The organism is [Erwinia] mediterraneensis (assembly GCF_900604315.1).
Taxonomy (GTDB): Bacteria; Pseudomonadota; Gammaproteobacteria; order Enterobacterales; family Enterobacteriaceae; genus Pantoea; species Pantoea mediterraneensis_A.
Window position 1 is genome coordinate 2589391 of record NZ_LR026978.1, and the last position, 20904, is coordinate 2610294.

A 20904-nucleotide genomic window follows, 5' to 3' on the forward strand; every position below is an offset into this window, starting at 1 on the left:
TCAGCTCTCCTGAATATCGTGCCAGGCTTCGCATGCCTGCAGCGTATTTTCAATCAGTGTGGCCACCGTCATCGGTCCAACACCACCCGGCACCGGCGTGATATAAGCCGCGCGTTCGCTGGCGGCATGAAAATCGACGTCGCCGACCACTTTGCCGTTTTCCAGACGGTTAATGCCTACATCAATGACAACCGCCCCCGGCTTGATCCAGTCGCCCGGAATAAAGTTCGGCTTGCCTACCGCCACGACCAGCAAATCGGCATGTTCTACGTGATGACGCAGATCTTTGGTGAAGCGATGGGTCACGGTGGTGGTGCAACCCGCCAGCAGCAGTTCCATGCTCATTGGACGGCCAACGATATTGGACGCGCCTACGACCACCGCATTCAGACCGAAGGTGTCAATATTATAGCGTTCCAGCAGGGTGACGATACCGCGCGGCGTGCAGGGGCGCAGCTTTGGCGCGCGCTGACACAGGCGACCTACGTTATAGGGATGGAAGCCATCCACATCTTTGTCCGGTACGATGCGTTCCAGCACCTTAACGTTATCGATGCCTGCCGGTAAGGGCAGCTGCACCAGAATGCCGTCGATCTCCCTGTCGTTATTCAGCTCATCAATCAGCTGCAGCAGCTCGGCTTCGCTGGTGGTAGCGGGGAGATCGTAAGAGCGGGAGATAAAGCCAACCTCTTCACAGGCACGACGTTTGCTGCCGACATAGATTTGCGAAGCGGGGTTTTCGCCGACCAAAACGACCGCCAGTCCAGGGGCGCGTTTACCCGCCGCCAGGCGCTGCTTTACTTTTTCCGCAACCTCAAGGCGTACCTGCTGCGCAATCGTTTTGCCATCAATAATTTTTGCTGCCATCAGAGAGGAAATCCACTGTATTGTGATGAATCGGGGGAAGGCGCCTATTTTGTCAGAAGCGCGGCGTGCTGTCAGGCACTGAATCAATGCGGTTGTCTGAATCTTCAGCAACCACCCGCAATACAGAGCAAAATTATTGACTCATCGGGTCGTGACCGTATAATCCACGCAATCCCCGTGCGCCCTTAGCTCAGCTGGATAGAGCACCGGCCTTCTAAGCCGTAGGTCGCAGGTTCGAATCCTGCAGGGCGTGCCATTAAATTTCAAGTAGTTAGCTCTCTCCTTCCGCCTTCAAATTTTCCCTGTGGGACAGATTTGGGACACGATTGCCAAAAATCGCGTCAATTTGCCTCGCATGCTCCGTTAAATGGTTAGGCGCCAGATGTGCATAACGCTGCACCATCTCGATGCTTTCCCAGCCACCCATTTCCTGTAATGCCGATAACGGGACGCCAGCCTGAATTAACCAGCTCGCCCAAGTGTGTCGAAGGTCATGAAATCGAAAGTCCTCAATACCGGCTCTTTTTAATGCTGCCCGCCATGCAGTATTTGAATCGACGCGCATCTTCCTGACGCTCGCCGTTGTCGTTCCGTCATTCCGCTTCACAGCTTCGGTGTGTACGAACACCCAGTTGTGATGCTTGCCAAGCTGCCGCTTCAGAACGGCGCAGGCTGTGTCATTCAGTGCAACGCCAATTGCTCTGCCTGACTTACTTTCCTCCGGGTATATCCACGCCACCTTGCGCTGCATATCAATTTGCTGCCACTTCAAATCGACAATGTTTGACCGGCGCAAGCCTGTCGCCAGAGCAAACTCTACGGTAGACTTAAGAGGTTCAGGGCATTCATCAATCAGTCGTTGAGCCTCAGCGGGTTCGAGCCACCGCACCCGCTTATTTCTCTCCTGAGGCACCTTAATGACAGGTGACTTCTCGATCCACTTCCATTCCCTTTCTGCCGCTCGCATCAGAGCCTTCATTAATGCCAGGTGCTTTGCCTTGGTTGACGTTGATACGGGGGCTGGCTTATAGGGCCCGATATCCACGCCTTTCTTTTTCATCGACGCGGCTCGCATCCCCCATCTTTCTGCTGCCTTCCTGTTAGTCATCCGGCTTACAGCCGCATAAATTTTTGCTTCGCTGATATCCTTCAGCAGCACCCCTTCAAAATGCATGAGCCAGAATCCGATCCGGCCCTTATCGGCATCGAGTGACTTTTTATGCGCCTTCTCTTCCAGCCATCGCAGGCAGGCTTCTTCGAACGTTACATCCGGGAAATCACCCAGGCGCTCTATTCGCCATAACTCAGCCTTTCGCCGGTCGTGCAACTCCTGTGCTTGCTTTCGGTCCTCTGTGCCAAGAGATTCTTTAATTCGCTTGCCGCCCGGCGTCGTGTAACTCCCGTACCAGACGGAACCTCTGCGGAAGATCGACATGATATTTTCTCCTCATGTGCAACCGCCGCGCTCACGGCGACAGTGTGCATTGGATTGTTGAGAGCGGCAATACAGGCCTGGCGGGTGAGAAGGTAAGGTGACCTGGTTTTAGACGGATCCTTCCGTGTCGCAGGCAGTCGGCCGGAGCGTATCCACTGCAAAGCGGTAGGCCGTGAAATGCCAAGAAATGCGCAGGCTTCATCCATGGAAAGCGAATAAGTTTCCATATCTACTCCTCTGGCGGCCATAGCCACAAAAAAGGGCGAGGTCAGTTAAGCGCTCGCCCGGAGAATGGGGTGGGGTTGGTCATGCTGCCTGGCCGGTTTCTTTTCTCTGGCAGGCAAGTAGCTTTCTTCCGATCGCCATTAGCGTGTCGCGCGGGACAAAACCTGTCAGGCCAAAATCAGACACGAACGGGTTCCATATGAGCAGCATCGATCCCTTGTTGTTTCCGTTAACGGGCTTGCCGGTATCGGCGCGGATAAAGGAGATCCGGCCATCAATGATAAAGCGAACCTCAGTGCAGGTTTTCCGCGCCAGACTAAACCACCCAACCGACGTATCGGCCGGAACGAGCATTACAGTGCCGATCCCGTTGCGGCACTCTTCATCAGCTTTCTTCACCCATGGAGAAATATCGCTGTAAGGTGGGTTACACCAGACGATGCCGATCGGAAGCTGCCCGGCCCAGTCCTGTTCCAGCGCGTTATCCGTTTCGGTGAAGTAAACCGGTAGTAAGTTATTCTGCGCGCTGGCTGCCACATCAGCGACAAAACGGAAGTCCCGGTTAAGAGCGGCGAATATCTCAGGCGGCGTCTGCCAGTTGTCACGGTGTGCCGGAGGTGTCTGGCTGTCGTGGTAGCCAGATATGGGGCGTATTTCATCAGGCATAACAACTCCTCACGCAGAGCGCGATAGTGAATAGGGTGGGTGGGTGTTACTTCAGGGTAATGTGGGGGATTTTGCCGGCTAAGATGGCGTCGTAAACATCATCTCCGCATGACCAGCAGATATCGTTAAGCGCTTTGACTGCCTCCTCTCGCTTAATAAGCTCTTCGTGCGGCATGGGCCTGAATTCCCATTTATCAGTGTCCAATGCGCCGCAAGTGCCAGCTCTTGTCCAGAACCCGAATATGGTTCCGAACTTTTCAGCTACCACATCAAAATCACTCCATCCGATCTGACCCTTCTGTTTTGCCTGACACTTTCCAACAGGCGGCAAACCTTCGCCATTCCATTCAACGTTCATACCACACCTCTCTGTTTCTGCGCCCACTGCACCCGGCTATGGTCTTCTCTGCACTCAGCCGAACAATAATGCCCCTTGCTTATCGGCTCCTCGCAGTAGTGACACTTGCCGGTAAACGTCATTCCCGGCTTTGGCCGGTTGGCCAGGGCAATGGCGATCAGCTGCTGCTCGCGTTCTGAGGCTTCGTCAAGAATATCGGCGTGACTCATGCTGCCACCTCCTTGAAAGCCTGCTCGCACTGCGCAGCTACGCGCTCGATATATTTCTCCAGATGCTCCAGGGAGGCAACGTCGGCAGTCCGGCCTTCAAGATGAAGAAGGGCCGCCACCAGTTACGAAAGCTTCGGAAAATATCCAACCGTCTGCTGGTATTCGCTTCCGGCGTTTTTACCTTCCTTGACCGTCTTTCGCTCATTCAGGATGTACTGATACTGGTCTCCAGTGACCACGTATTTTTCACTAATACTGATTTGCATGTTGTTTTTCCAAATTTTGGGTATAAAAAAACCTGCCGGAGCAGGTTGGTTTTATATGAGGTTGAATTGAAGAATGTTTATATTTTCCTTCTCAAGATTAAGGCGCTCGCACTTGGATGTTATCCATTCATCAAGTGCAACCTCTCCGTCATAACCTTCAACAAAGGTGTGAAGTTTGATTGGTGGGTGTACTTCTTTTTCGATTTCATATGAAACAAACCACTTCTTGGTAGTCATTCCTTGCTCTCCTTTTGATAAACCGGATCGCCGCCGCGCGGGAACTGCTGTGACAGGCTGCGATAGTGCTGAAGCCGCTCCTGAAAGTACGGCCGCAACGCTTCCGGCTGCTGCATCTCCACTTCATACGGGATAACCGGCTGGTTCATGCGCTCTTTGTAAGCAACGCCGGATGCGGCTAAATCGACGTTAACCTTATCCCTTTCTTCTTTGCTGCGTGCTGCGATATTGTGTGTCATGCGATTCCTCCTGAGTGGAGTATATCTCGGTGAGATTATTCTGGAACAGGTCGGGCGTACAGCGGTTCTATATAATATTCGCAGCCATCTTTAGTTGCTGCTTTGAGGGTGTTGTAATAAGCGCCGTCGCCATAGTAGGCCACTGGATTGCTAAACGCCTTGCGCAGCGCCAGCAGTTCTTTTGCTAATGCCGCCGTTTCTGATGCTGACAATAGCTCATCCTCAGCTCCCATTCGAATAGCTTCTTCCAGCCTTTGATCACTAATCATAATCATCTCCTTACTTCACCACACTCAAGCTGAGCAAACGGCTTACGCTCCAGAATCCGCTTCTTCATCTGCGTACAGGCTTCAAGGGTGGGGTAAATTGTTTCTGATACTGGCATAGCGACAGGGAAGGTGGAGGTAACGAGGAGAACGAATCCGGCTAACACTCATCACCTCCGGTCAGTTTCGGTATGCGGATAAGCGGCTCCACTTGCCAGCCGTTTTCAAATGCGTCTGCAGCGTCATCATCTTCTTCAGGTGAGGTCAGCGAGACATCACGGCCATAATCGCTTTCGTTAAACCAGTAATAGGCAACCGGTTCGGATGCCGCCTTGCGCCAGGCGAGAAGCTCCCTTGCTATTTGGGTGCGTTCTGTCAGGTCGAAGCCGTAAGCCACGCCGCTCGCTATCTGCTCAAGCCGCTCTTTACTCACCATCGCTCACCTCCATCCCGTTAAGGCGCTTGACCGGGAAGTACTTGCTGTTGTACGCCTTGCCATCGGGAAACGGCTTAATTTTCCCGCACAGGAAAAGCGGGTCTCGACTGTCTCCATCCTCTTCACGCACCCAGCCGACAATCTCATCCGGCAGCGCGATAGCCGAGGCGGGCGGGGCGGTGTAGAGTACCCGTGTTTTTACGCCGTACTTTTTGCAATCGTCGTAATGAGACTTCGTTACAGACGACATCACGCCGTTTATCTCTGCTTCGTATACTTCCGGCTCCGACTTCAGGCTGGCGAGCGCAATGCTGAATACCTGACGCTCTCTTGAGCTGTATCCTAACTCCTCTCCGCGCTCTACAACATCTTCCGCAAACGCAATCAGCGCCTGCCGTTCTTCATTTGTCATTTTCTGATTATTCATCTTTCGATTCCTCCCCATTCCGCACCCATTTAACCCCTGCGGCGTCTAAGGCGTCTCGCAGTTGTTGCGCGTCATAAACGTAGTCACACACGACGCAATAAGGCTCCGGCAACTTAACCGGCGCTGGCGGCGCGGCGCGGGTGAATAACAATTTATTTTCTGCATCTTCCGCTCTTTTTCTCAGAGCTGCACTTACACCCTCAGCCTTTCTAACAGCTAATTCCAGATGATTATTTAGCTCCTCTGCTGCCTCTAAGCGGGCAATCAGCTCAAGAATGGTGGCCGGAGTTACCTGATTTACGAAATTCCATATCTGCGCATCTCTACTGCCTCCCTGCTTTGCCGCCATAGCCAGTTCTTTCAGCTTCTGAATATCAGCCATTGCTGCCTCCTTTGTCGCGGAGTTGGGCGTCGATTGCTGAGCGAACTTCATCTGCGTAATCACGCTTAAATTCTTCGGGAGAGGCGTTAGGCAAGAACTCCAGAGTGCTTAACACTGCGCCGGAGATATCTAAAGCCTGCTCCGGTGTGTCATCGATAAACCCGCTTTCCCATGCTGCCAGCATACGATTGGCGACAAAGTGAATGCCCTCCGCCCGGAGCTGGTTGGCAAGGGCTTCGTATGCGGGCATCTTCATAACCGCAAGATGCCTGATGATATTTTGAACATTCGAGGGGCATTGTTCGTAATCTTCATCAGTGACGAAAACGGCTTCGGAATGGATTTGCTCAACGGCGCAAAGCTCCGCAGCCAGCTCCTCCACATCCTCCCACTTCACATATTCCCCTTCATGATGCGCCTGCATAAAGCCCCCGGCCATTTCGTGAAATGCCTGGTTATAGCGTTTGATTGTCATGAAAACTCTCCATTTCGTTGCAAACCCTGACGACTTCGGAACACGTCGCGACATCAAACATTCCGATATGACAGTCTTTGAAAGGAATGCCGAGCTTTCGACTCAGCCATAGATATGCGTTCTTTCTGCTTTTCCTGCCTGATTTCCAGATCGGGTCAAACGCTGCGTGAGCTGTACTTTTTGCTTTTCGTAGCTCTGCATTTGCCAGGCGCCCAAGCGGAACAGCGTTGGAGCGTTTGTGGCAACCTACCCATGCCTCGCATGGCGAACACTTCCAGAATTGCAGGCCATACAAATCAGGGCGGTGGGGGTACATTTCCTTTCCTGATACAAGCGCGGCATCCTTACCGCAGTAATCGCAAATGACTGACATATTTAATCCCCGTGGTAATGCTTATCAGCCCATTCGGGATAGGCTAAGTTGATATAGCTCTCCTGCTTAACCAGCGGTCGGGCAGGGTAGTAAGAAGTCATTGCTGCATTCCGTTGCAGCCTCTGGCGTTCCGCTATCTCATCGACGAAGCGCTCCTTTTCCTCGGTGCTTTCCAGTTCTGCCAGCCTGTCGTGTTCGTCTACTGAAAGAATCATCCGCTGAATGCGTATCCTCAGCTTTGCGGCTCTCAATGCCTCAGGGCCGAGGTATGGCAATCCGTGCATGTCGGTTCTGTACGGGCGTGACGAATCCGCCCCGGACTGAGGTTTGGTCATGTGAGAGCCTTACTGGTGAGCGTTAGAAGGGGGTGTCGTCGTCGAAGTCCATCGGAGGTTCATTGTTGGCCGGTGGCGTAGATTGTCCACGCTGCGGCTGACTCCGTGACTGTGGCTGGCGGTTTCCCTGACTGGCTTCCTGCCTGCCGCCCAGCATCTGCATGGTTCCACCAACGTTAACCACAATCTCCGTGGTGTAGCGGTCTTGCCCGCTGTTGTCCTGCCACTTACGGGTTCGCAACTGGCCTTCGATGTACACCTGCGAACCTTTGCGCAGGTGTTCGCCCGCGACTTCCGCCAACTTTCCGAACAAAACTACGCGGTGCCATTCAGTAACTTCCTTGTTTTCGCCCGTCTGCTTATCCCGCCAGCTTTCTGACGTTGCCAGGGTGATGTTAGCTACTGCCCCTCCGCTGGGCATATAGCGAATTTCCGGATCCTGCCCTAAATTCCCAACCAGGATGACTTTATTTACCCCACGTGTAGCCATTATGCTGCCTCGCTATTCTGCTCAAGTTCCGCCTTGCGGATGTCATAAATTTCTTTGGCCTTAGCCTGATATTCGGTGCCGCGCAGGGTGCGCCATGCTTCTTCGAAAAGTGGCTTGAGGTCGTCAATGCTGGCTGCTTCAGCCGCTGACTGAGTGAATACCTTCAGCGACTCTTCAGCAGGATTTGCGCCAGACTCCAGCCAGTTGAGCAACTGCTTGCCAGTCTGCTCGCTGAGAACCACTGGGTCGGCATTACTGAAGAGCTTCGTCCTGTCCTTGCTGGCGATCGCATGATGCGTTTCGTGTCCGATATCGAGCACGGTGGTGAACTCGTATTCGACGCCATCACGCTGCTCTGACTTCATGCCGAGCTTGGCGACCTTCTTGCGTCCGTTCTCCTCAACCTGAGCCGTTTCCGTCTTGCTGCGCATGGTGGCGATGATGTGCATTGAGGAGCGCAGAATCGCATCCAGGAACGAACGGTGACGCGGGTTAATCTCGCTCCATGCTGACCATGAATTGCCGCGATACTTCGTCTTAGCGATGGTGTCTACGAGCTCCAGGCAACCGCCAACGCCGCCCCATTCATGAGTGATGCTATCGATGATCAGACTGTCATATCCGGCCTGCTCGGCAGCGCTGATAGCTTCAATGAAGCGCTCCGGCGTAAATGGCGGATCCAGCTCCAGGACGTCGAATTCAGCAACGTCAGAGTAGAGCGACGCACTGCCTTTTTCCGTGTCGATGACCGCAATGCGTCCGCCGATGCCTTTCGCTACCAGCAGCGCGCTATACGTCTTCCCTGAACCACTTGGCCCGGTAAGTGCCAGCCGCAGCTTGGCTTTCTTCCTCATGGCTTTTTCAAATTTCATCTCACACCTCAGTGTCAGTTATGGGCGCACCAGTCGATGCGGTTCTGTTGTTGCTCCGTGCGGTAATCAGCAATCGCATCCATTGCGGCTTGCTCGTATGTCATAGGGTCTGCCAGATCACCCAGCATGCCCTCCATCAGTGCGATAAAAGCGTCTTCATCATGCTGCATGGTGCTTCTCCCAGTCCTGGTCCTGACAGTCATGCCAGCCGAGCGATATAGCGCTGGCCCACATAACGGCTTTGTTCATTCCCTCTTTCGTGTCGGGAAACGATTCTTCGTACAACTTGTTAAATTCGCGATTGCCTTGCTGAACCAGAATGGTTCCGTTAACGGGGATAATCGTCATAAGGGCTCACCTTTCTGGTTAAGTGTTTTTGCTATGCGGATAAGCAGCTCAATGAGCGGGTTTCGTTTAGGTAGCGGCTGGCCAACGACGGGCCAACCAGCGATTGCCATATTCATCGTTGGTGTCCTTAATTCATTTGGTGTTGGTAAAAAAAAGCCCCGGCATTGCCAGGGCGAAAGGGTTAATAGCTATTGGATTGCGTACCGCAGTGCGCAGTGGTGATTAACACCGTAATGGCCTGTCGTGACAAGCCATTGCGCTGTTAATTAATCCCAGGCTTTGCTCCAAGCCTCTTCAGGGGTAAGCCCGGCTTCATAATCCTCCTGCCACTCATCAGGAAAGTTTGCCGCGCCACCTTTCTTTGCTGCATGGTCGCGCAGAAAGTCCATCCACTCATCAAAACCAAAATTCTCGTTGGTCATCTTCTTCTCCTGTTACAGGCAATAAAAAACCCGCTCGGTGGCGGGCTTCTAATCGTTAAATGCTTCGATTATTTCGTCGATACATCGGTCGGTATCGGCGCCCCTACCGTCTGCTCGCCGCAGAACTTCACTGACTTCTTCAGCTGTCAGGTTTAGCGCTGTGAGAAACTCAACAATCGCTGACGTTACAGCCCGGTATTCCTGCTCATACAGGCATGAAGCAAATGAGCCGGCCACTGCATTTCCCAGCTTCTCTTTGAGATCGCTGGGGTAATCCGTGTTTATCATCTATCCCTCCATCGGCTTATCACCGGCAATAAAAAAGGCCGATTACTCAGCCTGTTCTGGCTCGCTAATCGCCGCGCTTAGCGTCAGGATTTTCCCGTCGCCTAAATCCCATCGCACCGGCTTACCTTCTTTAAGAAGCTTGTCAGCCACGCACCCCAGCGCATCATCCGTTACATCTACCTTGTCACCGGTGAATTGGCGCACACCCGGCGCAGCACCCTTAACTGGCTTACTGCGCCCTGCATAAATCTTTCCGCTTAATGGGGAGAACCCCAGAGTTAATGGATTAGGCATTGTTGAAACCTCTCTCAGTGAAGAATGTAAGGCCAGATTCGTATGCGCCTATAAGTACTTTTGATTCTGGCGTGGTGGCAAACTCTGGCGGCCATGACCTGAATATCTCGATGCCGCGCTTAAGCTTTCCGACGATGACCCGCTCGATGTATTCTCGACGACTTTCAAGTAGCTCAGGCGATGCCTGATTCATATAAAAGTTGAGTTGCTCAATCATCTCTCACCTCGCCGTTACGATGTCTTTAGATTTGCGATGACCCGCACTGTAGATAGCCACAGCCGGCAGACATACAGCACCGCCTTCATTCCGATCACGCAGACTCGGCAGGGTGGTTGCTTTGGCTACGTTTAAGCTGCAACCAGACAGCGCACGAGCCACTTTCTTCTCGAAGCGCGACTCGTTCATTGCTTCAGCTGCTTTCTTTGCGTTGAAGGCAGCCATACGGCGTTGATTTCTGTTCATGCAGACACCTCTTTGGCACGACGCATATCGTCTAGCTTCAGCCAGACGCGGATTGAAACCGGGCGATCACTCGGTAGACACTTAACCATCAGAGGCATTTCCTCCTGCAGGTCACCGAAAAGGTTGCGCCAGCCGTTGCGAGCGTAACGACCTGCACGCTGACGATATTCACTACGCATTGCTTTAAATTGCTGCTTGTTCATGGGTATTCCTCGATGAGTGCTTGGGTGAATGGCGAGTGGCGCTCTATCCACTATTCCCGTCCCGCCTTAGGCCAACGTAGGTCATCACCATTCCCGAAGCACTCGCCTCGGCCTGTGTATTCACAGGGTCATATTGTTAAAGAGCTGATATCCGTTTCGTACTGCGCCAGCGTCCTGCTGATGGGTTCATTTAAAACTATAGTTGTAATCATGTCAACAACTGTGGTTGTAATATTTTGATGGTGGTTGTTTTGTGGTTGTTTTTGAAAGGAAAAAAGTTGTAGAAATTTACTTGGGGCAATAAAAAACCCGCCGAAGCGGGTTCTTGTTATGTAAAAGCTAGACGTCTAAAACGGACCACCAGAATACTCTTCCCATCACTTCCACTTTCTCTTCAGGGATTTCTTCATCTGCATATTCATCCCTGTTAAAACTTCTAATGACGACCATTCCTCCCGGCTTCCTGTAAAGCTGCTTTATGCGCTTCAGGCCGTCCTGGTTGATAGCGTACAGCTTCCCATCTATGATTTTCTTGTTGTAGCAGTCAACAGCCACCGTAGTTCCGCTTGGAATTATGGGCTCCATGCTATTGCCGTAAGCAGGAAAGCAAATTACACCCTCACCGCTGGTGTCAGCACCAACCTTGCGGAGTGTCGACTTAGAGAAACGAAGCATAAACCCGTTATTATCCTCTTCCGCAAAGCTACCGTCTCCGGCAGCCAGCTCAATATCCTTGTAATACGGTACCTCTACTTCATCTGAGCGCAAAGGGGTTGTGCTATCCCAGGGATCGACGGGCACAACATCATAGCTGCCCGGTATTTCACTCACGCGGTTAGAGGATTTCATCTCGCCATTCTCATCGGAAAGCCACTCAGGCCTTACATCCAATGCTCTGGCTATCTCAACTAGCTTCGTAGAGCTCTTGGCTTTACCTGAAGTTAGCTTCTGTATTGCTGCTTGCGACACGCCGATCCGCTCAGCCAGTGATGCCTGAGTCACATTCGCGTTGCGCATTGCCAGCTTTAGTCGTTCTGCAAGTGTCATTTTCATGCCGCGCAAAATACAACCGTAGTAATACGCAGTCAAACAACTAAAGTGTTTGCAAAATAACAACCATAGTTATATATTTAGTACTGCATTACAACGGAGGTGGTTTTATGAACCAAGTAATTAAAACTGCCATTGCCATTGTCGGCACGCAAAAGGGATTGGCCCAAGCGTGCGGTGTGAGTCAGGCGGCCGTACAGAAATGGCTGCATAACAAGGCAAAGGTAGCGCCCCATAACGTTGCTTCTCTGGTTAGAGCAACAAACGGACAGATTAAAGCTCATCAGATCCGTCCGGACTTACCAACGCTGTTCCCGAATCCCAACAAGGCAGCGTAAGCAGTACCGCTCTTTAATAACCTGACCTCCCTCGGAACACCAGGGAATCATTAAGTGGCAAACCCCACGGTTTGCTCATGTAACTAATTAATCAACAAGAGAATACTACTAAATGGAACAAGCAAAACCACGCAAATCACCAACGATCGCCTTTATCGGTCGTCACTTACTGTCTACCGCCCATCAGGCGCTGAGCAATACCCGCCAGTCAGTCGTTGCGAAGCTGCTCGATGTGGCTGATTCAACCATCCTGCGCCGGACTGAGAAGTACCCGGAGCTGATGGAAACACTGGCCGCAAGTGGTGTGGAAGATTTCGTGCTGAAAGGGGAGAAGAAAGTCTCTCTGGAGGAGTACCGCTGGCTCATGTCGATGGCGATGAAATTCGCGAGCCTGCAGCTGGAAATGACCAAAGAAAAAGCCGAGATGAGCAGCAACTCAATCTCGGCCTGATGCGAATAGCTAGGACAATTCACAGGAGAAATTATGCCAAAGAAACATGTAGCTTACCAGGCTGAAATGCATAAAAACCTTGCCCGTATCGAATTCTGCAAAGGCTTCAACCCGAAGGTCGCCGAGAAGCTGAAAGGCATCCTGGAAGAGCATAAAGCGAAGGAGAAGGGCAAATGAGTAACGTAGCGTATGCAACTTTCGGGGTTCCCAGAGAACCCGTGGAGCGTAAAGTGGCGCAGCTTGAAGATGGTTTCTTGCGCCTCGCTAATGACCTTCTTGATGCTGCAATGTGTTCTGGTCTGCCTGAGACGGAGCTGTGCATCCTGATGGCCGTCTGGCGCAAGACGTACGGATTTAGCAAGAAGATGGACTGGATCAGCAATGAGCAGCTGTCAGAGATGATTGATAAGCATTACACGCATTGCTCTACCGCCAAGAATAATCTGGTCAGAAAGAAAGTACTGATTCAGGAAGGCCGGAAAGTTGGCATGAATACCAACATTTCTGAGTGGGAAACAAAGAATAACGGATTCCGCAAAACATTAGCGGAACCTGCTAAGGATTCCTTAGCGGAACCTGCTAATTGCATTAAGCAGAACCTGCTAACCACAAAAGACAATATTACAAAAGAAAAGAAAGACAATAAAAACACTATGTCCGAACAAGTTCAGACGGTGTGTGAAAAGTCCGCTAAGACTGCAACAAAAAATCAGGATACAGACCGGGCATTCGAAACCATTTTCTGGTGTGCAGGAATGCGTAAGGCTGGCAAGAAAAACGCATCTTCAGCATTTCGCACTCAGTTCAAAGAGTGGCGCTCGATAAGTAAGGGAACCGCAGAGGAGTTTGCGACCATGCTGGCAGATGACATTTCAGCCCGCATCGCCAGTAAGCAGTTTGGCTTTGACCGGCTACTACCGGCCAGCTACCTCAACGGCCAGCGCTGGAATGACGAGAAGCCAGCAGCGGCAACTACTTCAAGCAGCGTTAAATCAGCCATCACAGTAACCAAGTCTGGCTACGTGTTTATCGACAGGTGATCACATGAAGCCACGGATTAAGTCACTGCTGATTGCCGGATATAACCACGGCCTGCTGAGCGCTGCGTTTGTCCGGTTCTGGTTTGAAAAACTCCAACTGAGGTCATGCTGATGACGCCAGCCGAATTAAGTGACCTGTTGTGGAATCAGGTCGACAGGGTAGCCCGATACCTGTTGCCAAACGGCAAAAAAGAGGCACATGAGTGGGTTGCAGGAAGCGTTAACGGGGAGTCAGGGAAAAGCCTGAAGGTGAATCTGGCAGGCAAGAAAGTCTGGCAGGATTTCGCAGAAGGCAGCGGAGGCGACCTGTTAGACCTGTGGGTTGCCGTCAAGGACTGCGGATTACACCAGGCGATGACGGAAGCGAAAGAGTTTCTCGGCATCAAGGATAACGACCACCACTTCGCAGCAAAGCAGCAAAAGAAATTTTCCCGCCCCGACCGCAAGAAAATCAGCAAGTACCTCACCAAAACCGAAAAGCACATCGACTACCTTGCATCCCGCGGCATCACCGCTGAGACAGCGAAGGCGTTTGAAGTGGCTTCGGCTAAGGTCTGGAACGGTGAGCGTGAGCTTGATGCGCTGGCCTTCCCCTACAAGCGCGACGGTGAGCTGTTGCAGGTAAAGCGCATCAGCACTGAGCGCCCTGACGGGAAGAAGGTGATTATGGCCGAAGGGGATTGCGAGCCGTGCCTGTTTGGCTGGCAGGCGATGCCGAAAAACATCCGGGTTGTTGTTATCTGCGAAGGTGAAATCGACTGCATGACTTACTTCCAGTACGGACTTCCGGCGCTTTCGGTTCCGTTTGGCGGGGGTAAGGGGGCAAAACAACAGTGGATTGAATTTGAATTTCACAACCTCGACCGCTTCGACGAAATCTGGATTTCAATGGACTCCGACGAAGTAGGGCAGACCGCTGCGAGAGAAATCGCATCCCGCCTCGGGGAACACCGCTGCCGACTGGTTAACCTGCCTCACAAAGACATCAACGAGTGCTTGCAGGCAGGCATGACCGCCGATGAGGTTATCGATGTTCTGGAGCGTGCGGCCTACTTCGATCCGGAAGAACTCTACAGCGCCCGCGAGTTCTATCAGGACACCATCAACGCCTTCTACGGCAAAGAGCAGTGCCTGTTCCGCAGCCCGTGGGAAACGCTGAACCACAACTTCGCCTTCCGCGAGGCAGAGCTGACTATCGTCAATGGGGTGAACGGGCACGGGAAAACTGAAGTTGTCGGTCACATGGTACTGGAAGCCATGCGGCAGGGTGTCAGATCATGCGTGGCGTCTCTGGAGTTAAAGCCCGGCGCGTTACTGAAGCGACTTACCCGTCAGGCTACCTGCCTGAAGTTGCCGCCACAGATGGAAATCGACTCGGCGTTTAACTTCTACGACGACCGCCTGTGGCTGTTCGGCCTGACCGGCACCGCAAAAGCGGATCGCCTTCTGGAAATCTTCGAGTACGCCCATCGCCGCTACGGCATTCAGCTGTTCATCATCGACAGCCTGATGAAGTGTGGAATCGGCGACGACGACTACAACGGCCAGAAAGCGTTTGTTGACGCGGTATGTGATTTCAAGAACCGAACCAACAGCCACGTCATCATGGTGACGCACAGCCGTAAGGGAGACAGCGAGGAAAAACCTACCGGCAAGATGGATGTGAAAGGCACTGGCGCTATTACTGACCTGACCGACAACCTGTTCATCATCTGGCGTAACAAGGTCAGGGAGAGAGCCTTACAGAAGCAGCACATGAATGAGCCTCTGAATGAAAAAGAGCAGGCCGCCCTTGCCGGTTCAGCTTCGGTTCTGATGCTGGAGAAGCAGCGAAACGGAGAAGGCTGGGAAGGCGGAATACCGCTTTACCTTCACGAGCAATCGCACCAGTTCCTGATGATGGACGGCGCAACGCCTTACAACTACATCGCCAACATGCCCGCAGATGAATACGACCAGGCATGGGCGAGCGAGAATGTTACGGAGTACGCATGAATAACATAATCAAATTCCCCAGCTGCACCCGGCAGCTATCTCAGGCCAGAAACATTGCCGAGGGCTGGCAGAAGCTGATGGAACGCGAACCCCGCACCCTGGAAGAGGCAAAAGATCTGCTGAAGCACAGCGCTATCTTTGCCGGTGACATTCACGCGATCCTGACTGATGAGCTGAAGGAGAGGAAGTGATGGATAAGAGCATCAGCATTTCTGAGTGGATGATGATTGGTCTCATGGCAATTAGCTACGCATTCATTGTCGTCAAGGCCTTCGAATGGTTCGTACTTTTAGTGGCTAAGCAGTGGGATAAGCGAAGGAAGGAATCGCGTAGACAGAAGGCTGTCAACGAGCTGTACGACGCATTCCAGCTTGACCGGCTAAAGGACGGTAGCACCATGCGGGTAGCAACTAAAGGCGATCTGAATATCTTGATGTACAGAAAAGGTGAAGCCGATGGAGATACCGAAGGACGGCATACGCCTTCATAAATCAAACTTCAGCGCCATCGGGCAACAGCTTCAACCTCTGCTCGAATCCGGCGAATGCTACAGACTCACAATAAAGCCCTGGCGCGATAAGCGCAGCCTCTCTCAGAACTCTCTTTCCCACATGTGGTACGCAGAAATCAGCGCCTTTCTCATCCGGCGCGGTAAGCCTTTTGCGTCTCCGGAATGGGTGAAAGACGCGATGAAACACACCTATCTCGGTTACGAGGAGCGGGAGATGGTTGATGTCGTCACGGGAGAGAAAACCACTATCCGCACGCTGCGGCACACCTCAGACCTCGATACCGGCGACATGCATTTCTACCTCACCCAGGTGGAAGGCTGGGCGCTGAACATCGGATGCAGGCTGACGGTGCCAGACGACAGCGAATACGCAAAACTGCGAGACAAACAGAACCAATGACCACATTCACCGACATTAACGCAGCTATTGAAGAGGCTGTGTGGCTTTCTCACGCCCATAAGAAGCCTTACAGCGTTTATCAGACCACCGCCGCAGAAATGGAAACGGGCCATTCGACCCGACCCGTTACCCCATGTTCACGACCAGCCAGCAGGGCACGGTAAATACTCAACTCAGGAGCGCAGCATGAACCACGCTGAATTAATCAAAAAGCTCTTCACAGGGCACGCAACATCCACATCCGCAGAAGCAACCCTGTTCTTTCAGGGGGCGGGACTTTCTTACAAAGCAGCCGGTCAGGCGCTCGCCCGGGCGTTCCGTGATGGCCTGATCCGACGGAAGAAAATGAAGCGCGCGAAAGGCTATGAGTTCCGCCTGGCATCCCGGTATCCGAAATTCGGGAAAAGCTATGCGGAAGAGATGGCGTCCCGTCCGGCACCGGTCAGCACCATTGAGCAATGTCGGAAACACTCCCGCCTGGTGGAGTTCAACAACCGGATTGCAGGAGCCCGCCAATGCATGACGCAGTAAACCATCCGAAGCACTACACGCAGGGCGGCATTGAATGTATCGACGCCATAGCCGCAGCCACCGTCAACAAGCAGGGCATCGAGGCGGCGTGTGTAGCGAACATCATTAAGTATCTGTGGCGGTATGAGGCAAAGAACGGCGCTGAGGATGTGAACAAAGCGCGCTGGTACATCGACAGACTGATTAAGGAGCTTGGCGATGGCCCGACAGCGTAAATCCCTATGGCAACGTTATGAGTCTCACGCCATCTACCAAGTACCGCGCCGCAGAAGTAAACGAAAACCCCAGCCAACCGAATCGCAAATCAAAACCTTCCAGTACCTGGGCGGACTGCGCGCGGCCATGGCTAACAGAATGAGGCTCACACGATGAAAGAACGCTGCTGCCGCTGCCACACCTGCCTAACCTCAGAAGACAAATATCACTACGGGCATTCATGCGAAGAATGCGAGCAGGATTATCTCTATGAAGAAGCCGAAAGTAACCAGCTCATCAAGTCGCCGTACTGGAAGTGGCGAGCCATCTGCTTTGGTTTGCGTTGGTTGTGGAATACGCCTCAAGCCATCGGAAGTCTATGCCTGCGCAGAGTGTCTCGACCTGTGGACGCTAACCGATCCTCACTTCGACATGACGGGAGGCGATGATGAGTAATCTTCGCAAAGAAGCCCGGGGCAGAGAATGCCAGGTGCGATTACCCGGCGTCTGTAACGGCAACCCTGAAACTGTTGTGCTCGCTCACTACCGCATGGTTGGCATATGCGGAACCGGAATGAAGCCAGACGACCTTTTCGGCGCGTGGGCCTGCTCAGGGTGCCATGACGAGATAGACCGGCGCACACGGCGCTGTGACGCCACTGAGGCCCGCATAGCGCATCTGGAAGGCGTTATCCGCACGCAGAACGCACTGCTCAGGGAGGGCAAAGTGAAACGATGAACGATTACAGGCTGGAGTTACCCTGGCCGCCGACAGTGAATACCTACTGGCGACATGCCAGAGGAAGGCACTACATCAGCGACAAAGGGAAGAAATACCGAACCGCAGTACACAGTATTATCACCGCAGCAAACCTCGCAATAAACACCACAGCACGACTCCGAATCACCATTGATGCCCACGCCCCCGATAAGCGCCGCCGCGACCTAGACAACCTGCAGAAGGCTGTTTTCGATTCGCTTGCCAGCGCCGGATTCATGGTGGACGACGAGCAGATTGATGATTTCCGGGTGCGGCGTCGGGAAAAAGTGCAGGGCGGGAAGCTGCTAATCGTCATCACCGAACTGGAGGCCGCATGACCTGGCTAACCCGACTACTTAACCGGTTCCGCCCCATAGAACCCACCATACAGCCCGCTCACTGGCAGTCATGGGATACCGAACCCCGGCGGAGGAAGAAATGATAGCGGAATACCTCAGAGAGAAATGGCTACACCTGCGCCTCTATAGGCGGAAGGGCGGATTTACCGTGGATTACCAGATATTAAGACGAACAGCGAAAATGATAGGAGCGAATTATGCCGGTACGCGAGCTTAATCTCACCAAAGAGCAGCATGACTGGCTGAATGGATGGTTAGAGCTTTGGGGCGCGTGGGTTTATTCAGGAAGGCTGGAAAAGCGCCAGAGCAGTGTCATAGCGCAGTATATGGCGACTGTTGAGCCGCAATCTTATCCATCCCGCCCAATGTGCAATGATGACGACGGACTCTTGATTTCTCAGGTCGTGGACTCCGTCATGTACATCGACAAAAAAGCCTTTGGCATCCTGCTCAGTTACTACGCTCACGGGTCTTCCAAGCGAGCCATTGCATCGTACTACCACAAGGTTGCAAGTCCTCGCAAAATGTCAGGAAGGGGTGGAGAAAGTATCAGGCGTCCGTCCATGGTTACCTGCAGGCGGGAGGTGGATGAAATACTAAACGCCAGTTTGTATCTTCTCTACAATCCGCTGCTATCTGCATTTAACAACCGCAAACGTGTCGTGAAAATTAGAAAAGTCGCATAAAGGGGATTGACTTCATTGATCCATTGAGCCACTATATAAGGGTAAGCTACCGTAAGTGTTCTTAGGATGCTGCGGTACTAAAAGTTTCATCACTTTCTGGTTGTAAACAGTGAGAGATCAAGACGCCTCCGGCTACCAACCGAGAGGCGTTTTTTATTGCCAAAAATTCAGGGTGAGAAGCACAGGGGTTGTGCGATCGGCTGTTAACCGATTGGTCGCAGGTTCGAATCCTGCCTCGCCCGCCACATTCCAGAGGGTCGCCATCAGAGCGGCCTTTTTCTTTTTTGCGCTCCTGCCAATCACAGCGACCTTATGGATTTCCCTCACCGTGGCAGCGGGCGCATTTTTCACACAGCTGATGATTCGAAAGAAGGGGTAAAGCGCGGGGATTTCTCAGGTGACATTGAGAAGTTTAACCGGGCTCGCTCAGTTCACCATTTCATCAAGTCTTAAAAGCGAGTCCCCTTGAGTGGGGGTGGAAATGAAAAGAATGCCTGACAAAGACCCTAACCTTGCCGGGTTGTCATGGCTGATATTACTCGGCGTCGCTTGCTGGGGCGGACTCGTTCGCTACCTCATCGACATAAAGCAAAGTCGCGCTTCATGGAGTTGGGCAGCAGCGGTTGCTCAGATTGTTGTCTCTGGATTTTGCGGCCTGCTGAGTGGCTTTCTCAGCATGGCGGGCGGCCTGGATATTTATTACATGCTTTTTGCCGCAGGTGTCAGTGGGACGATGGGTTCTGTCGCTCTGACTTACTTTTGGGAAAGGTTGACGGGGGTAAGGATCCAGTGAGCCAGATAATCCAGATACTTAATTTTGAGGAGGGCTATGTAGAAAAGCCCTATCTCGACACGCTCGGCTATCCCACGGTTGCCGGTGGCATAAAGATTGGCCCGAAAGGTGCCAGCCTGGCAAATTACACCTTCACGGTTCCGCGAGCGGTAGGCGATGTCTGGAAACAGGTGATTGTCGCCAGCAAGCAGGCGGAGATGAAGCGAAACAGTGCAATTGCCGCAGCCCTGAAGCAATGCAATCCGGCGCGCGAGGACATTCTCACGTCGATGGCCTTTCAGCTTGGAACGGGAGGTCTGGCAGATTTCCGTAAGACGCTCATTTTTATTTCGAATGGCGACTTCCTGAGTGCTGCAAACGAAATGCTTAACAGCCGCTGGGCCCGTCAGACTCCGGCCCGCGCCCGCCGTCATGCTGATGTAATGCGTACCGGCACCTATGACATCTACAAGGGGCTGATATGAAGCTGGTAAGCGACTGGCGCAACTGGTGGCGCTGGCATTCAACGAAAGCCATTATTGCTCTCGGCATGTTGCCAACCATCTGGTTTGAACTGCCGCCGGAATGGAAAGCGGAAATCCCCTCCAGCTGGATGCGCATTGCGGCCATCGTGGTCATGGTCATCGGCGTTTATTCCCGGATGACATTACAGAAACCACCGGAGAATAAGCATGATGACCATTGAAACTATCATCGGCGGTGTCGTGGCGCTGATTGCAGCCATCATCGCTACCTACCTTGGCGGGAAGAAGGTCGGAAAGACCGAAACGCAGGCTAAAGCCGATGTAGCGGAAGCAGAGCGCATTAAGCGCCAGGCTGAAGCCAGAACCGATATCGAGTCAACGCACATTAAGGTGGCGAAAGATGTTCAGCAGGAAAATGCTTCTCTTGATGATCCCACCGCTCGCGACCGGCTGCGGAACTCGAAATACCACACCGACGACTGAGTACATCGTTACCGACTCCAGCTGCACGCTGTTCAGTCCTATCCGAACTCACGGCAAAGACGCTGACCTGATGGATATCAGGACGGTGAGGGCGATCAACACCCATAACGAGCTGTGGGACAGAATCTGCGGGAAGTTGTGACAACCCCCAAGAAGATTCACCCTCATTAACAGAGCAACATCAGCCTCGCTAACGCGGGGCTTTTTTATGCGCCTCGCACGCGCAAACAACAACCCAGAGCCTACAGAAAGCGAGCCTGAGAGAAACCCGT

46 protein-coding genes, 2 tRNA genes and 1 pseudogene are annotated in these 20904 nt (G+C 52.7%); 22 read left to right on the forward strand and 27 right to left on the reverse strand.

What is annotated here, in order from left to right:
- Complete coding sequence (gene folD, locus E0E17_RS11995) at nt 1-867, reverse strand: bifunctional methylenetetrahydrofolate dehydrogenase/methenyltetrahydrofolate cyclohydrolase FolD (RefSeq protein WP_130834288.1); 867 nt, start codon at nt 865-867, stop codon at nt 1-3.
- Between the two features lie 179 nt (nt 868-1046).
- Between folD and E0E17_RS12000 the strand changes: the two genes are divergently transcribed.
- A tRNA-Arg gene (locus E0E17_RS12000) sits at nt 1047-1123 on the forward strand.
- Nucleotides 1124-1138: 15 nt separating this feature from the next.
- Here the strand turns inward: E0E17_RS12000 and E0E17_RS12005 are convergent.
- From E0E17_RS12005 to E0E17_RS12120, 26 genes and pseudogenes are all read right to left on the reverse strand, one after another.
- Nucleotides 1139-2302 carry an integrase gene (locus E0E17_RS12005; RefSeq protein ID WP_237680778.1) on the reverse strand — a complete coding sequence of 388 codons (1164 nt, stop codon included), beginning with the start codon at nt 2300-2302 and terminating at the stop codon, nt 1139-1141.
- 131 nt (nt 2303-2433) lie between these two features.
- Nucleotides 2434-2550 (reverse strand): annotated as a pseudogene (locus tag E0E17_RS20555) (helix-turn-helix domain-containing protein); the annotation flags it as partial.
- A 58-nt stretch (nt 2551-2608) separates the two neighbouring features.
- Nucleotides 2609-3193 carry a phage N-6-adenine-methyltransferase gene (locus tag E0E17_RS12015; protein WP_130834291.1) on the reverse strand — a complete coding sequence of 195 codons (585 nt, stop codon included), beginning with the start codon at nt 3191-3193 and terminating at the stop codon, nt 2609-2611.
- 46 nt (nt 3194-3239) lie between these two features.
- Nucleotides 3240-3551, reverse strand: a complete 312-nt coding sequence (locus E0E17_RS12020) for a hypothetical protein (protein WP_130834292.1) — start codon at nt 3549-3551, stop codon at nt 3240-3242.
- On the reverse strand, nt 3548-3760 hold the full coding sequence (locus E0E17_RS12025; RefSeq protein WP_130834293.1) for a hypothetical protein: 213 nt from the start codon (nt 3758-3760) through the stop codon (nt 3548-3550). Before E0E17_RS12025 ends, E0E17_RS12020 begins: the two co-directional genes overlap by 4 nt.
- Before the next feature lie 122 nt (nt 3761-3882).
- Entirely contained in the window at nt 3883-4026 is a 144-nt protein-coding gene (locus tag E0E17_RS20435; RefSeq protein ID WP_237680779.1) for a DUF5405 family protein, read from the reverse strand.
- A gap of 51 nt (nt 4027-4077) precedes the next feature.
- Nucleotides 4078-4263 carry a hypothetical protein gene (locus tag E0E17_RS12035; RefSeq protein WP_130834294.1) on the reverse strand — a complete coding sequence of 62 codons (186 nt, stop codon included), beginning with the start codon at nt 4261-4263 and terminating at the stop codon, nt 4078-4080.
- A complete protein-coding gene (locus E0E17_RS12040) occupies nt 4260-4502 on the reverse strand; it encodes a DNA polymerase III subunit theta (RefSeq protein WP_130834295.1) in 243 nt (80 codons plus the stop codon). The genes E0E17_RS12035 and E0E17_RS12040 overlap by 4 nt, the downstream gene beginning before the upstream one ends.
- A 35-nt stretch (nt 4503-4537) precedes the next feature.
- Nucleotides 4538-4771: a hypothetical protein gene (locus E0E17_RS12045; protein ID WP_130834296.1), complete on the reverse strand. Its 234-nt coding sequence runs from the start codon at nt 4769-4771 to the stop codon at nt 4538-4540.
- A gap of 157 nt (nt 4772-4928) precedes the next feature.
- Complete coding sequence (locus tag E0E17_RS12050; protein WP_130834297.1) at nt 4929-5204, reverse strand: hypothetical protein; 276 nt, start codon at nt 5202-5204, stop codon at nt 4929-4931.
- Nucleotides 5194-5631 (reverse strand): hypothetical protein, encoded by a 438-nt coding sequence (locus E0E17_RS12055; protein ID WP_130834298.1) that lies wholly within the window; start codon nt 5629-5631, stop codon nt 5194-5196. The genes E0E17_RS12050 and E0E17_RS12055 overlap by 11 nt, the downstream gene beginning before the upstream one ends.
- A complete protein-coding gene (locus E0E17_RS12060) occupies nt 5624-6013 on the reverse strand; it encodes a hypothetical protein (RefSeq protein WP_130834299.1) in 390 nt (129 codons plus the stop codon). Before E0E17_RS12060 ends, E0E17_RS12055 begins: the two co-directional genes overlap by 8 nt.
- Nucleotides 6006-6488 (reverse strand): hypothetical protein, encoded by a 483-nt coding sequence (locus tag E0E17_RS20315; protein WP_207302053.1) that lies wholly within the window; start codon nt 6486-6488, stop codon nt 6006-6008. The genes E0E17_RS12060 and E0E17_RS20315 overlap by 8 nt, the downstream gene beginning before the upstream one ends.
- On the reverse strand, nt 6469-6861 hold the full coding sequence (locus E0E17_RS12070; protein ID WP_130834300.1) for a zinc-finger-containing protein: 393 nt from the start codon (nt 6859-6861) through the stop codon (nt 6469-6471). The genes E0E17_RS20315 and E0E17_RS12070 overlap by 20 nt, the downstream gene beginning before the upstream one ends.
- A 2-nt stretch (nt 6862-6863) precedes the next feature.
- On the reverse strand, nt 6864-7196 hold the full coding sequence (locus E0E17_RS12075; protein WP_130834301.1) for a hypothetical protein: 333 nt from the start codon (nt 7194-7196) through the stop codon (nt 6864-6866).
- Nucleotides 7197-7218: 22 nt separating this feature from the next.
- Nucleotides 7219-7686: a single-stranded DNA-binding protein gene (locus E0E17_RS12080; RefSeq protein ID WP_130834302.1), complete on the reverse strand. Its 468-nt coding sequence runs from the start codon at nt 7684-7686 to the stop codon at nt 7219-7221.
- A complete protein-coding gene (locus tag E0E17_RS12085; protein ID WP_130834303.1) occupies nt 7686-8558 on the reverse strand; it encodes an ATP-binding protein in 873 nt (290 codons plus the stop codon). The genes E0E17_RS12080 and E0E17_RS12085 overlap by 1 nt, the downstream gene beginning before the upstream one ends.
- Nucleotides 8559-8572: 14 nt before the next feature.
- On the reverse strand, nt 8573-8728 hold the full coding sequence (locus tag E0E17_RS20210) for a hypothetical protein (protein WP_165446223.1): 156 nt from the start codon (nt 8726-8728) through the stop codon (nt 8573-8575).
- Nucleotides 8718-8906, reverse strand: a complete 189-nt coding sequence (locus tag E0E17_RS12090) for a DUF5444 family protein (protein WP_130834304.1) — start codon at nt 8904-8906, stop codon at nt 8718-8720. The genes E0E17_RS20210 and E0E17_RS12090 overlap by 11 nt, the downstream gene beginning before the upstream one ends.
- A gap of 266 nt (nt 8907-9172) precedes the next feature.
- Entirely contained in the window at nt 9173-9328 is a 156-nt protein-coding gene (locus E0E17_RS20215; protein ID WP_165446191.1) for a hypothetical protein, read from the reverse strand.
- Nucleotides 9329-9376: 48 nt separating this feature from the next.
- Nucleotides 9377-9616 (reverse strand): hypothetical protein, encoded by a 240-nt coding sequence (locus E0E17_RS12095; RefSeq protein ID WP_130834305.1) that lies wholly within the window; start codon nt 9614-9616, stop codon nt 9377-9379.
- A 42-nt stretch (nt 9617-9658) separates the two neighbouring features.
- Nucleotides 9659-9910: a DUF7446 family protein gene (locus tag E0E17_RS12100; RefSeq protein ID WP_130834306.1), complete on the reverse strand. Its 252-nt coding sequence runs from the start codon at nt 9908-9910 to the stop codon at nt 9659-9661.
- Nucleotides 9903-10127 carry a hypothetical protein gene (locus E0E17_RS12105; RefSeq protein ID WP_130834307.1) on the reverse strand — a complete coding sequence of 75 codons (225 nt, stop codon included), beginning with the start codon at nt 10125-10127 and terminating at the stop codon, nt 9903-9905. The genes E0E17_RS12100 and E0E17_RS12105 overlap by 8 nt, the downstream gene beginning before the upstream one ends.
- A gap of 3 nt (nt 10128-10130) precedes the next feature.
- Nucleotides 10131-10373 (reverse strand): transcriptional antitermination N peptide, encoded by a 243-nt coding sequence (locus E0E17_RS12110; protein ID WP_130834308.1) that lies wholly within the window; start codon nt 10371-10373, stop codon nt 10131-10133.
- Entirely contained in the window at nt 10370-10576 is a 207-nt protein-coding gene (locus E0E17_RS12115; protein WP_130834309.1) for a hypothetical protein, read from the reverse strand. Before E0E17_RS12115 ends, E0E17_RS12110 begins: the two co-directional genes overlap by 4 nt.
- Before the next feature lie 339 nt (nt 10577-10915).
- A complete protein-coding gene (locus tag E0E17_RS12120; protein WP_130834310.1) occupies nt 10916-11629 on the reverse strand; it encodes an XRE family transcriptional regulator in 714 nt (237 codons plus the stop codon).
- 107 nt (nt 11630-11736) lie between these two features.
- Here E0E17_RS12120 and E0E17_RS12125 point away from each other — a divergent pair, with 107 nt between their 5' ends.
- From E0E17_RS12125 to E0E17_RS12220, 21 genes are all read left to right on the forward strand, one after another.
- Complete coding sequence (locus E0E17_RS12125) at nt 11737-11964, forward strand: transcriptional regulator (RefSeq protein ID WP_130834311.1); 228 nt, start codon at nt 11737-11739, stop codon at nt 11962-11964.
- A 112-nt stretch (nt 11965-12076) separates the two neighbouring features.
- Nucleotides 12077-12415 carry a hypothetical protein gene (locus E0E17_RS12130; protein ID WP_130834312.1) on the forward strand — a complete coding sequence of 113 codons (339 nt, stop codon included), beginning with the start codon at nt 12077-12079 and terminating at the stop codon, nt 12413-12415.
- Nucleotides 12416-12448: 33 nt separating this feature from the next.
- On the forward strand, nt 12449-12592 hold the full coding sequence (locus E0E17_RS20220; RefSeq protein ID WP_165446224.1) for a hypothetical protein: 144 nt from the start codon (nt 12449-12451) through the stop codon (nt 12590-12592).
- Entirely contained in the window at nt 12589-13455 is an 867-nt protein-coding gene (locus E0E17_RS12135) for a replication protein (protein ID WP_130834313.1), read from the forward strand. The genes E0E17_RS20220 and E0E17_RS12135 overlap by 4 nt, the downstream gene beginning before the upstream one ends.
- Before the next feature lie 111 nt (nt 13456-13566).
- Complete coding sequence (locus E0E17_RS12140) at nt 13567-15450, forward strand: toprim domain-containing protein (protein ID WP_130834314.1); 1884 nt, start codon at nt 13567-13569, stop codon at nt 15448-15450.
- Nucleotides 15447-15641 carry a hypothetical protein gene (locus E0E17_RS12145; protein WP_130834315.1) on the forward strand — a complete coding sequence of 65 codons (195 nt, stop codon included), beginning with the start codon at nt 15447-15449 and terminating at the stop codon, nt 15639-15641. Before E0E17_RS12140 ends, E0E17_RS12145 begins: the two co-directional genes overlap by 4 nt.
- Nucleotides 15641-15940, forward strand: a complete 300-nt coding sequence (locus E0E17_RS12150) for a DUF4752 family protein (RefSeq protein WP_439654634.1) — start codon at nt 15641-15643, stop codon at nt 15938-15940. The genes E0E17_RS12145 and E0E17_RS12150 overlap by 1 nt, the downstream gene beginning before the upstream one ends.
- Nucleotides 15906-16361 (forward strand): YbcN family protein, encoded by a 456-nt coding sequence (locus E0E17_RS12155; protein ID WP_130834316.1) that lies wholly within the window; start codon nt 15906-15908, stop codon nt 16359-16361. The genes E0E17_RS12150 and E0E17_RS12155 overlap by 35 nt, the downstream gene beginning before the upstream one ends.
- A 186-nt stretch (nt 16362-16547) precedes the next feature.
- A complete protein-coding gene (locus E0E17_RS12160; RefSeq protein ID WP_130834317.1) occupies nt 16548-16892 on the forward strand; it encodes a hypothetical protein in 345 nt (114 codons plus the stop codon).
- On the forward strand, nt 16877-17107 hold the full coding sequence (locus E0E17_RS12165) for a DUF3310 domain-containing protein (protein ID WP_130834318.1): 231 nt from the start codon (nt 16877-16879) through the stop codon (nt 17105-17107). The genes E0E17_RS12160 and E0E17_RS12165 overlap by 16 nt, the downstream gene beginning before the upstream one ends.
- The gene (locus tag E0E17_RS12170; protein ID WP_130834319.1) at nt 17091-17264 is read left to right on the forward strand and encodes a NinE family protein; all 174 of its coding nucleotides are present in this window, start codon (nt 17091-17093) and stop codon (nt 17262-17264) included. The genes E0E17_RS12165 and E0E17_RS12170 overlap by 17 nt, the downstream gene beginning before the upstream one ends.
- Before the next feature lie 93 nt (nt 17265-17357).
- On the forward strand, nt 17358-17543 hold the full coding sequence (locus E0E17_RS20640; RefSeq protein ID WP_130834320.1) for a protein NinF: 186 nt from the start codon (nt 17358-17360) through the stop codon (nt 17541-17543).
- The gene (locus tag E0E17_RS12180) at nt 17536-17826 is read left to right on the forward strand and encodes a DUF1364 domain-containing protein (protein ID WP_130835538.1); all 291 of its coding nucleotides are present in this window, start codon (nt 17536-17538) and stop codon (nt 17824-17826) included. Before E0E17_RS20640 ends, E0E17_RS12180 begins: the two co-directional genes overlap by 8 nt.
- Nucleotides 17823-18185 (forward strand): RusA family crossover junction endodeoxyribonuclease, encoded by a 363-nt coding sequence (locus tag E0E17_RS12185; protein ID WP_130834321.1) that lies wholly within the window; start codon nt 17823-17825, stop codon nt 18183-18185. Before E0E17_RS12180 ends, E0E17_RS12185 begins: the two co-directional genes overlap by 4 nt.
- A 100-nt stretch (nt 18186-18285) precedes the next feature.
- A complete protein-coding gene (locus E0E17_RS12190; RefSeq protein ID WP_237680780.1) occupies nt 18286-18423 on the forward strand; it encodes a YlcG family protein in 138 nt (45 codons plus the stop codon).
- Complete coding sequence (locus E0E17_RS12195; RefSeq protein ID WP_130834323.1) at nt 18404-18892, forward strand: antiterminator Q family protein; 489 nt, start codon at nt 18404-18406, stop codon at nt 18890-18892. Before E0E17_RS12190 ends, E0E17_RS12195 begins: the two co-directional genes overlap by 20 nt.
- A gap of 170 nt (nt 18893-19062) precedes the next feature.
- A tRNA-Asn gene (locus E0E17_RS12200) sits at nt 19063-19137 on the forward strand.
- A gap of 236 nt (nt 19138-19373) precedes the next feature.
- Nucleotides 19374-19685 (forward strand): phage holin family protein, encoded by a 312-nt coding sequence (locus tag E0E17_RS12205; RefSeq protein WP_237680781.1) that lies wholly within the window; start codon nt 19374-19376, stop codon nt 19683-19685.
- On the forward strand, nt 19682-20149 hold the full coding sequence (locus E0E17_RS12210) for a lysozyme family protein (RefSeq protein ID WP_130834324.1): 468 nt from the start codon (nt 19682-19684) through the stop codon (nt 20147-20149). The genes E0E17_RS12205 and E0E17_RS12210 overlap by 4 nt, the downstream gene beginning before the upstream one ends.
- Nucleotides 20146-20370, forward strand: a complete 225-nt coding sequence (locus E0E17_RS12215; RefSeq protein ID WP_130834325.1) for a DUF7940 domain-containing protein — start codon at nt 20146-20148, stop codon at nt 20368-20370. The genes E0E17_RS12210 and E0E17_RS12215 overlap by 4 nt, the downstream gene beginning before the upstream one ends.
- Nucleotides 20357-20632 (forward strand): hypothetical protein, encoded by a 276-nt coding sequence (locus E0E17_RS12220; protein ID WP_130834326.1) that lies wholly within the window; start codon nt 20357-20359, stop codon nt 20630-20632. Before E0E17_RS12215 ends, E0E17_RS12220 begins: the two co-directional genes overlap by 14 nt.
- Nucleotides 20633-20904: the final 272 nt, after the last annotated feature.

Coding starts and splice junctions, on each gene's coding strand:
- folD (WP_130834288.1), bottom strand. CDS start 867: ATGGCAGCAAAAATTATTGATGGCAAAACGATTGCGCAGCAGGTACGC.
- E0E17_RS12005 (WP_237680778.1), bottom strand. CDS start 2,302: ATGTCGATCTTCCGCAGAGGTTCCGTCTGGTACGGGAGTTACACGACG.
- E0E17_RS12015 (WP_130834291.1), bottom strand. CDS start 3,193: ATGCCTGATGAAATACGCCCCATATCTGGCTACCACGACAGCCAGACA.
- E0E17_RS12020 (WP_130834292.1), bottom strand. CDS start 3,551: ATGAACGTTGAATGGAATGGCGAAGGTTTGCCGCCTGTTGGAAAGTGT.
- E0E17_RS12025 (WP_130834293.1), bottom strand. CDS start 3,760: ATGAGTCACGCCGATATTCTTGACGAAGCCTCAGAACGCGAGCAGCAG.
- E0E17_RS20435 (WP_237680779.1), bottom strand. CDS start 4,026: ATGCAAATCAGTATTAGTGAAAAATACGTGGTCACTGGAGACCAGTAT.
- E0E17_RS12035 (WP_130834294.1), bottom strand. CDS start 4,263: ATGACTACCAAGAAGTGGTTTGTTTCATATGAAATCGAAAAAGAAGTA.
- E0E17_RS12040 (WP_130834295.1), bottom strand. CDS start 4,502: ATGACACACAATATCGCAGCACGCAGCAAAGAAGAAAGGGATAAGGTT.
- E0E17_RS12045 (WP_130834296.1), bottom strand. CDS start 4,771: ATGATTAGTGATCAAAGGCTGGAAGAAGCTATTCGAATGGGAGCTGAG.
- E0E17_RS12050 (WP_130834297.1), bottom strand. CDS start 5,204: ATGGTGAGTAAAGAGCGGCTTGAGCAGATAGCGAGCGGCGTGGCTTAC.
- E0E17_RS12055 (WP_130834298.1), bottom strand. CDS start 5,631: ATGAATAATCAGAAAATGACAAATGAAGAACGGCAGGCGCTGATTGCG.
- E0E17_RS12060 (WP_130834299.1), bottom strand. CDS start 6,013: ATGGCTGATATTCAGAAGCTGAAAGAACTGGCTATGGCGGCAAAGCAG.
- E0E17_RS20315 (WP_207302053.1), bottom strand. CDS start 6,488: ATGACAATCAAACGCTATAACCAGGCATTTCACGAAATGGCCGGGGGC.
- E0E17_RS12070 (WP_130834300.1), bottom strand. CDS start 6,861: ATGTCAGTCATTTGCGATTACTGCGGTAAGGATGCCGCGCTTGTATCA.
- E0E17_RS12075 (WP_130834301.1), bottom strand. CDS start 7,196: ATGACCAAACCTCAGTCCGGGGCGGATTCGTCACGCCCGTACAGAACC.
- E0E17_RS12080 (WP_130834302.1), bottom strand. CDS start 7,686: ATGGCTACACGTGGGGTAAATAAAGTCATCCTGGTTGGGAATTTAGGG.
- E0E17_RS12085 (WP_130834303.1), bottom strand. CDS start 8,558: ATGAAATTTGAAAAAGCCATGAGGAAGAAAGCCAAGCTGCGGCTGGCA.
- E0E17_RS20210 (WP_165446223.1), bottom strand. CDS start 8,728: ATGCAGCATGATGAAGACGCTTTTATCGCACTGATGGAGGGCATGCTG.
- E0E17_RS12090 (WP_130834304.1), bottom strand. CDS start 8,906: ATGACGATTATCCCCGTTAACGGAACCATTCTGGTTCAGCAAGGCAAT.
- E0E17_RS20215 (WP_165446191.1), bottom strand. CDS start 9,328: ATGACCAACGAGAATTTTGGTTTTGATGAGTGGATGGACTTTCTGCGC.
- E0E17_RS12095 (WP_130834305.1), bottom strand. CDS start 9,616: ATGATAAACACGGATTACCCCAGCGATCTCAAAGAGAAGCTGGGAAAT.
- E0E17_RS12100 (WP_130834306.1), bottom strand. CDS start 9,910: ATGCCTAATCCATTAACTCTGGGGTTCTCCCCATTAAGCGGAAAGATT.
- E0E17_RS12105 (WP_130834307.1), bottom strand. CDS start 10,127: ATGATTGAGCAACTCAACTTTTATATGAATCAGGCATCGCCTGAGCTA.
- E0E17_RS12110 (WP_130834308.1), bottom strand. CDS start 10,373: ATGAACAGAAATCAACGCCGTATGGCTGCCTTCAACGCAAAGAAAGCA.
- E0E17_RS12115 (WP_130834309.1), bottom strand. CDS start 10,576: ATGAACAAGCAGCAATTTAAAGCAATGCGTAGTGAATATCGTCAGCGT.
- E0E17_RS12120 (WP_130834310.1), bottom strand. CDS start 11,629: ATGAAAATGACACTTGCAGAACGACTAAAGCTGGCAATGCGCAACGCG.
- E0E17_RS12125 (WP_130834311.1), top strand. CDS start 11,737: ATGAACCAAGTAATTAAAACTGCCATTGCCATTGTCGGCACGCAAAAG.
- E0E17_RS12130 (WP_130834312.1), top strand. CDS start 12,077: ATGGAACAAGCAAAACCACGCAAATCACCAACGATCGCCTTTATCGGT.
- E0E17_RS20220 (WP_165446224.1), top strand. CDS start 12,449: ATGCCAAAGAAACATGTAGCTTACCAGGCTGAAATGCATAAAAACCTT.
- E0E17_RS12135 (WP_130834313.1), top strand. CDS start 12,589: ATGAGTAACGTAGCGTATGCAACTTTCGGGGTTCCCAGAGAACCCGTG.
- E0E17_RS12140 (WP_130834314.1), top strand. CDS start 13,567: ATGACGCCAGCCGAATTAAGTGACCTGTTGTGGAATCAGGTCGACAGG.
- E0E17_RS12145 (WP_130834315.1), top strand. CDS start 15,447: ATGAATAACATAATCAAATTCCCCAGCTGCACCCGGCAGCTATCTCAG.
- E0E17_RS12150 (WP_439654634.1), top strand. CDS start 15,641: ATGGATAAGAGCATCAGCATTTCTGAGTGGATGATGATTGGTCTCATG.
- E0E17_RS12155 (WP_130834316.1), top strand. CDS start 15,906: ATGGAGATACCGAAGGACGGCATACGCCTTCATAAATCAAACTTCAGC.
- E0E17_RS12160 (WP_130834317.1), top strand. CDS start 16,548: ATGAACCACGCTGAATTAATCAAAAAGCTCTTCACAGGGCACGCAACA.
- E0E17_RS12165 (WP_130834318.1), top strand. CDS start 16,877: ATGCATGACGCAGTAAACCATCCGAAGCACTACACGCAGGGCGGCATT.
- E0E17_RS12170 (WP_130834319.1), top strand. CDS start 17,091: ATGGCCCGACAGCGTAAATCCCTATGGCAACGTTATGAGTCTCACGCC.
- E0E17_RS20640 (WP_130834320.1), top strand. CDS start 17,358: ATGAAGAAGCCGAAAGTAACCAGCTCATCAAGTCGCCGTACTGGAAGT.
- E0E17_RS12180 (WP_130835538.1), top strand. CDS start 17,536: ATGAGTAATCTTCGCAAAGAAGCCCGGGGCAGAGAATGCCAGGTGCGA.
- E0E17_RS12185 (WP_130834321.1), top strand. CDS start 17,823: ATGAACGATTACAGGCTGGAGTTACCCTGGCCGCCGACAGTGAATACC.
- E0E17_RS12190 (WP_237680780.1), top strand. CDS start 18,286: ATGATAGCGGAATACCTCAGAGAGAAATGGCTACACCTGCGCCTCTAT.
- E0E17_RS12195 (WP_130834323.1), top strand. CDS start 18,404: ATGCCGGTACGCGAGCTTAATCTCACCAAAGAGCAGCATGACTGGCTG.
- E0E17_RS12205 (WP_237680781.1), top strand. CDS start 19,374: ATGAAAAGAATGCCTGACAAAGACCCTAACCTTGCCGGGTTGTCATGG.
- E0E17_RS12215 (WP_130834325.1), top strand. CDS start 20,146: ATGAAGCTGGTAAGCGACTGGCGCAACTGGTGGCGCTGGCATTCAACG.
- E0E17_RS12220 (WP_130834326.1), top strand. CDS start 20,357: ATGATGACCATTGAAACTATCATCGGCGGTGTCGTGGCGCTGATTGCA.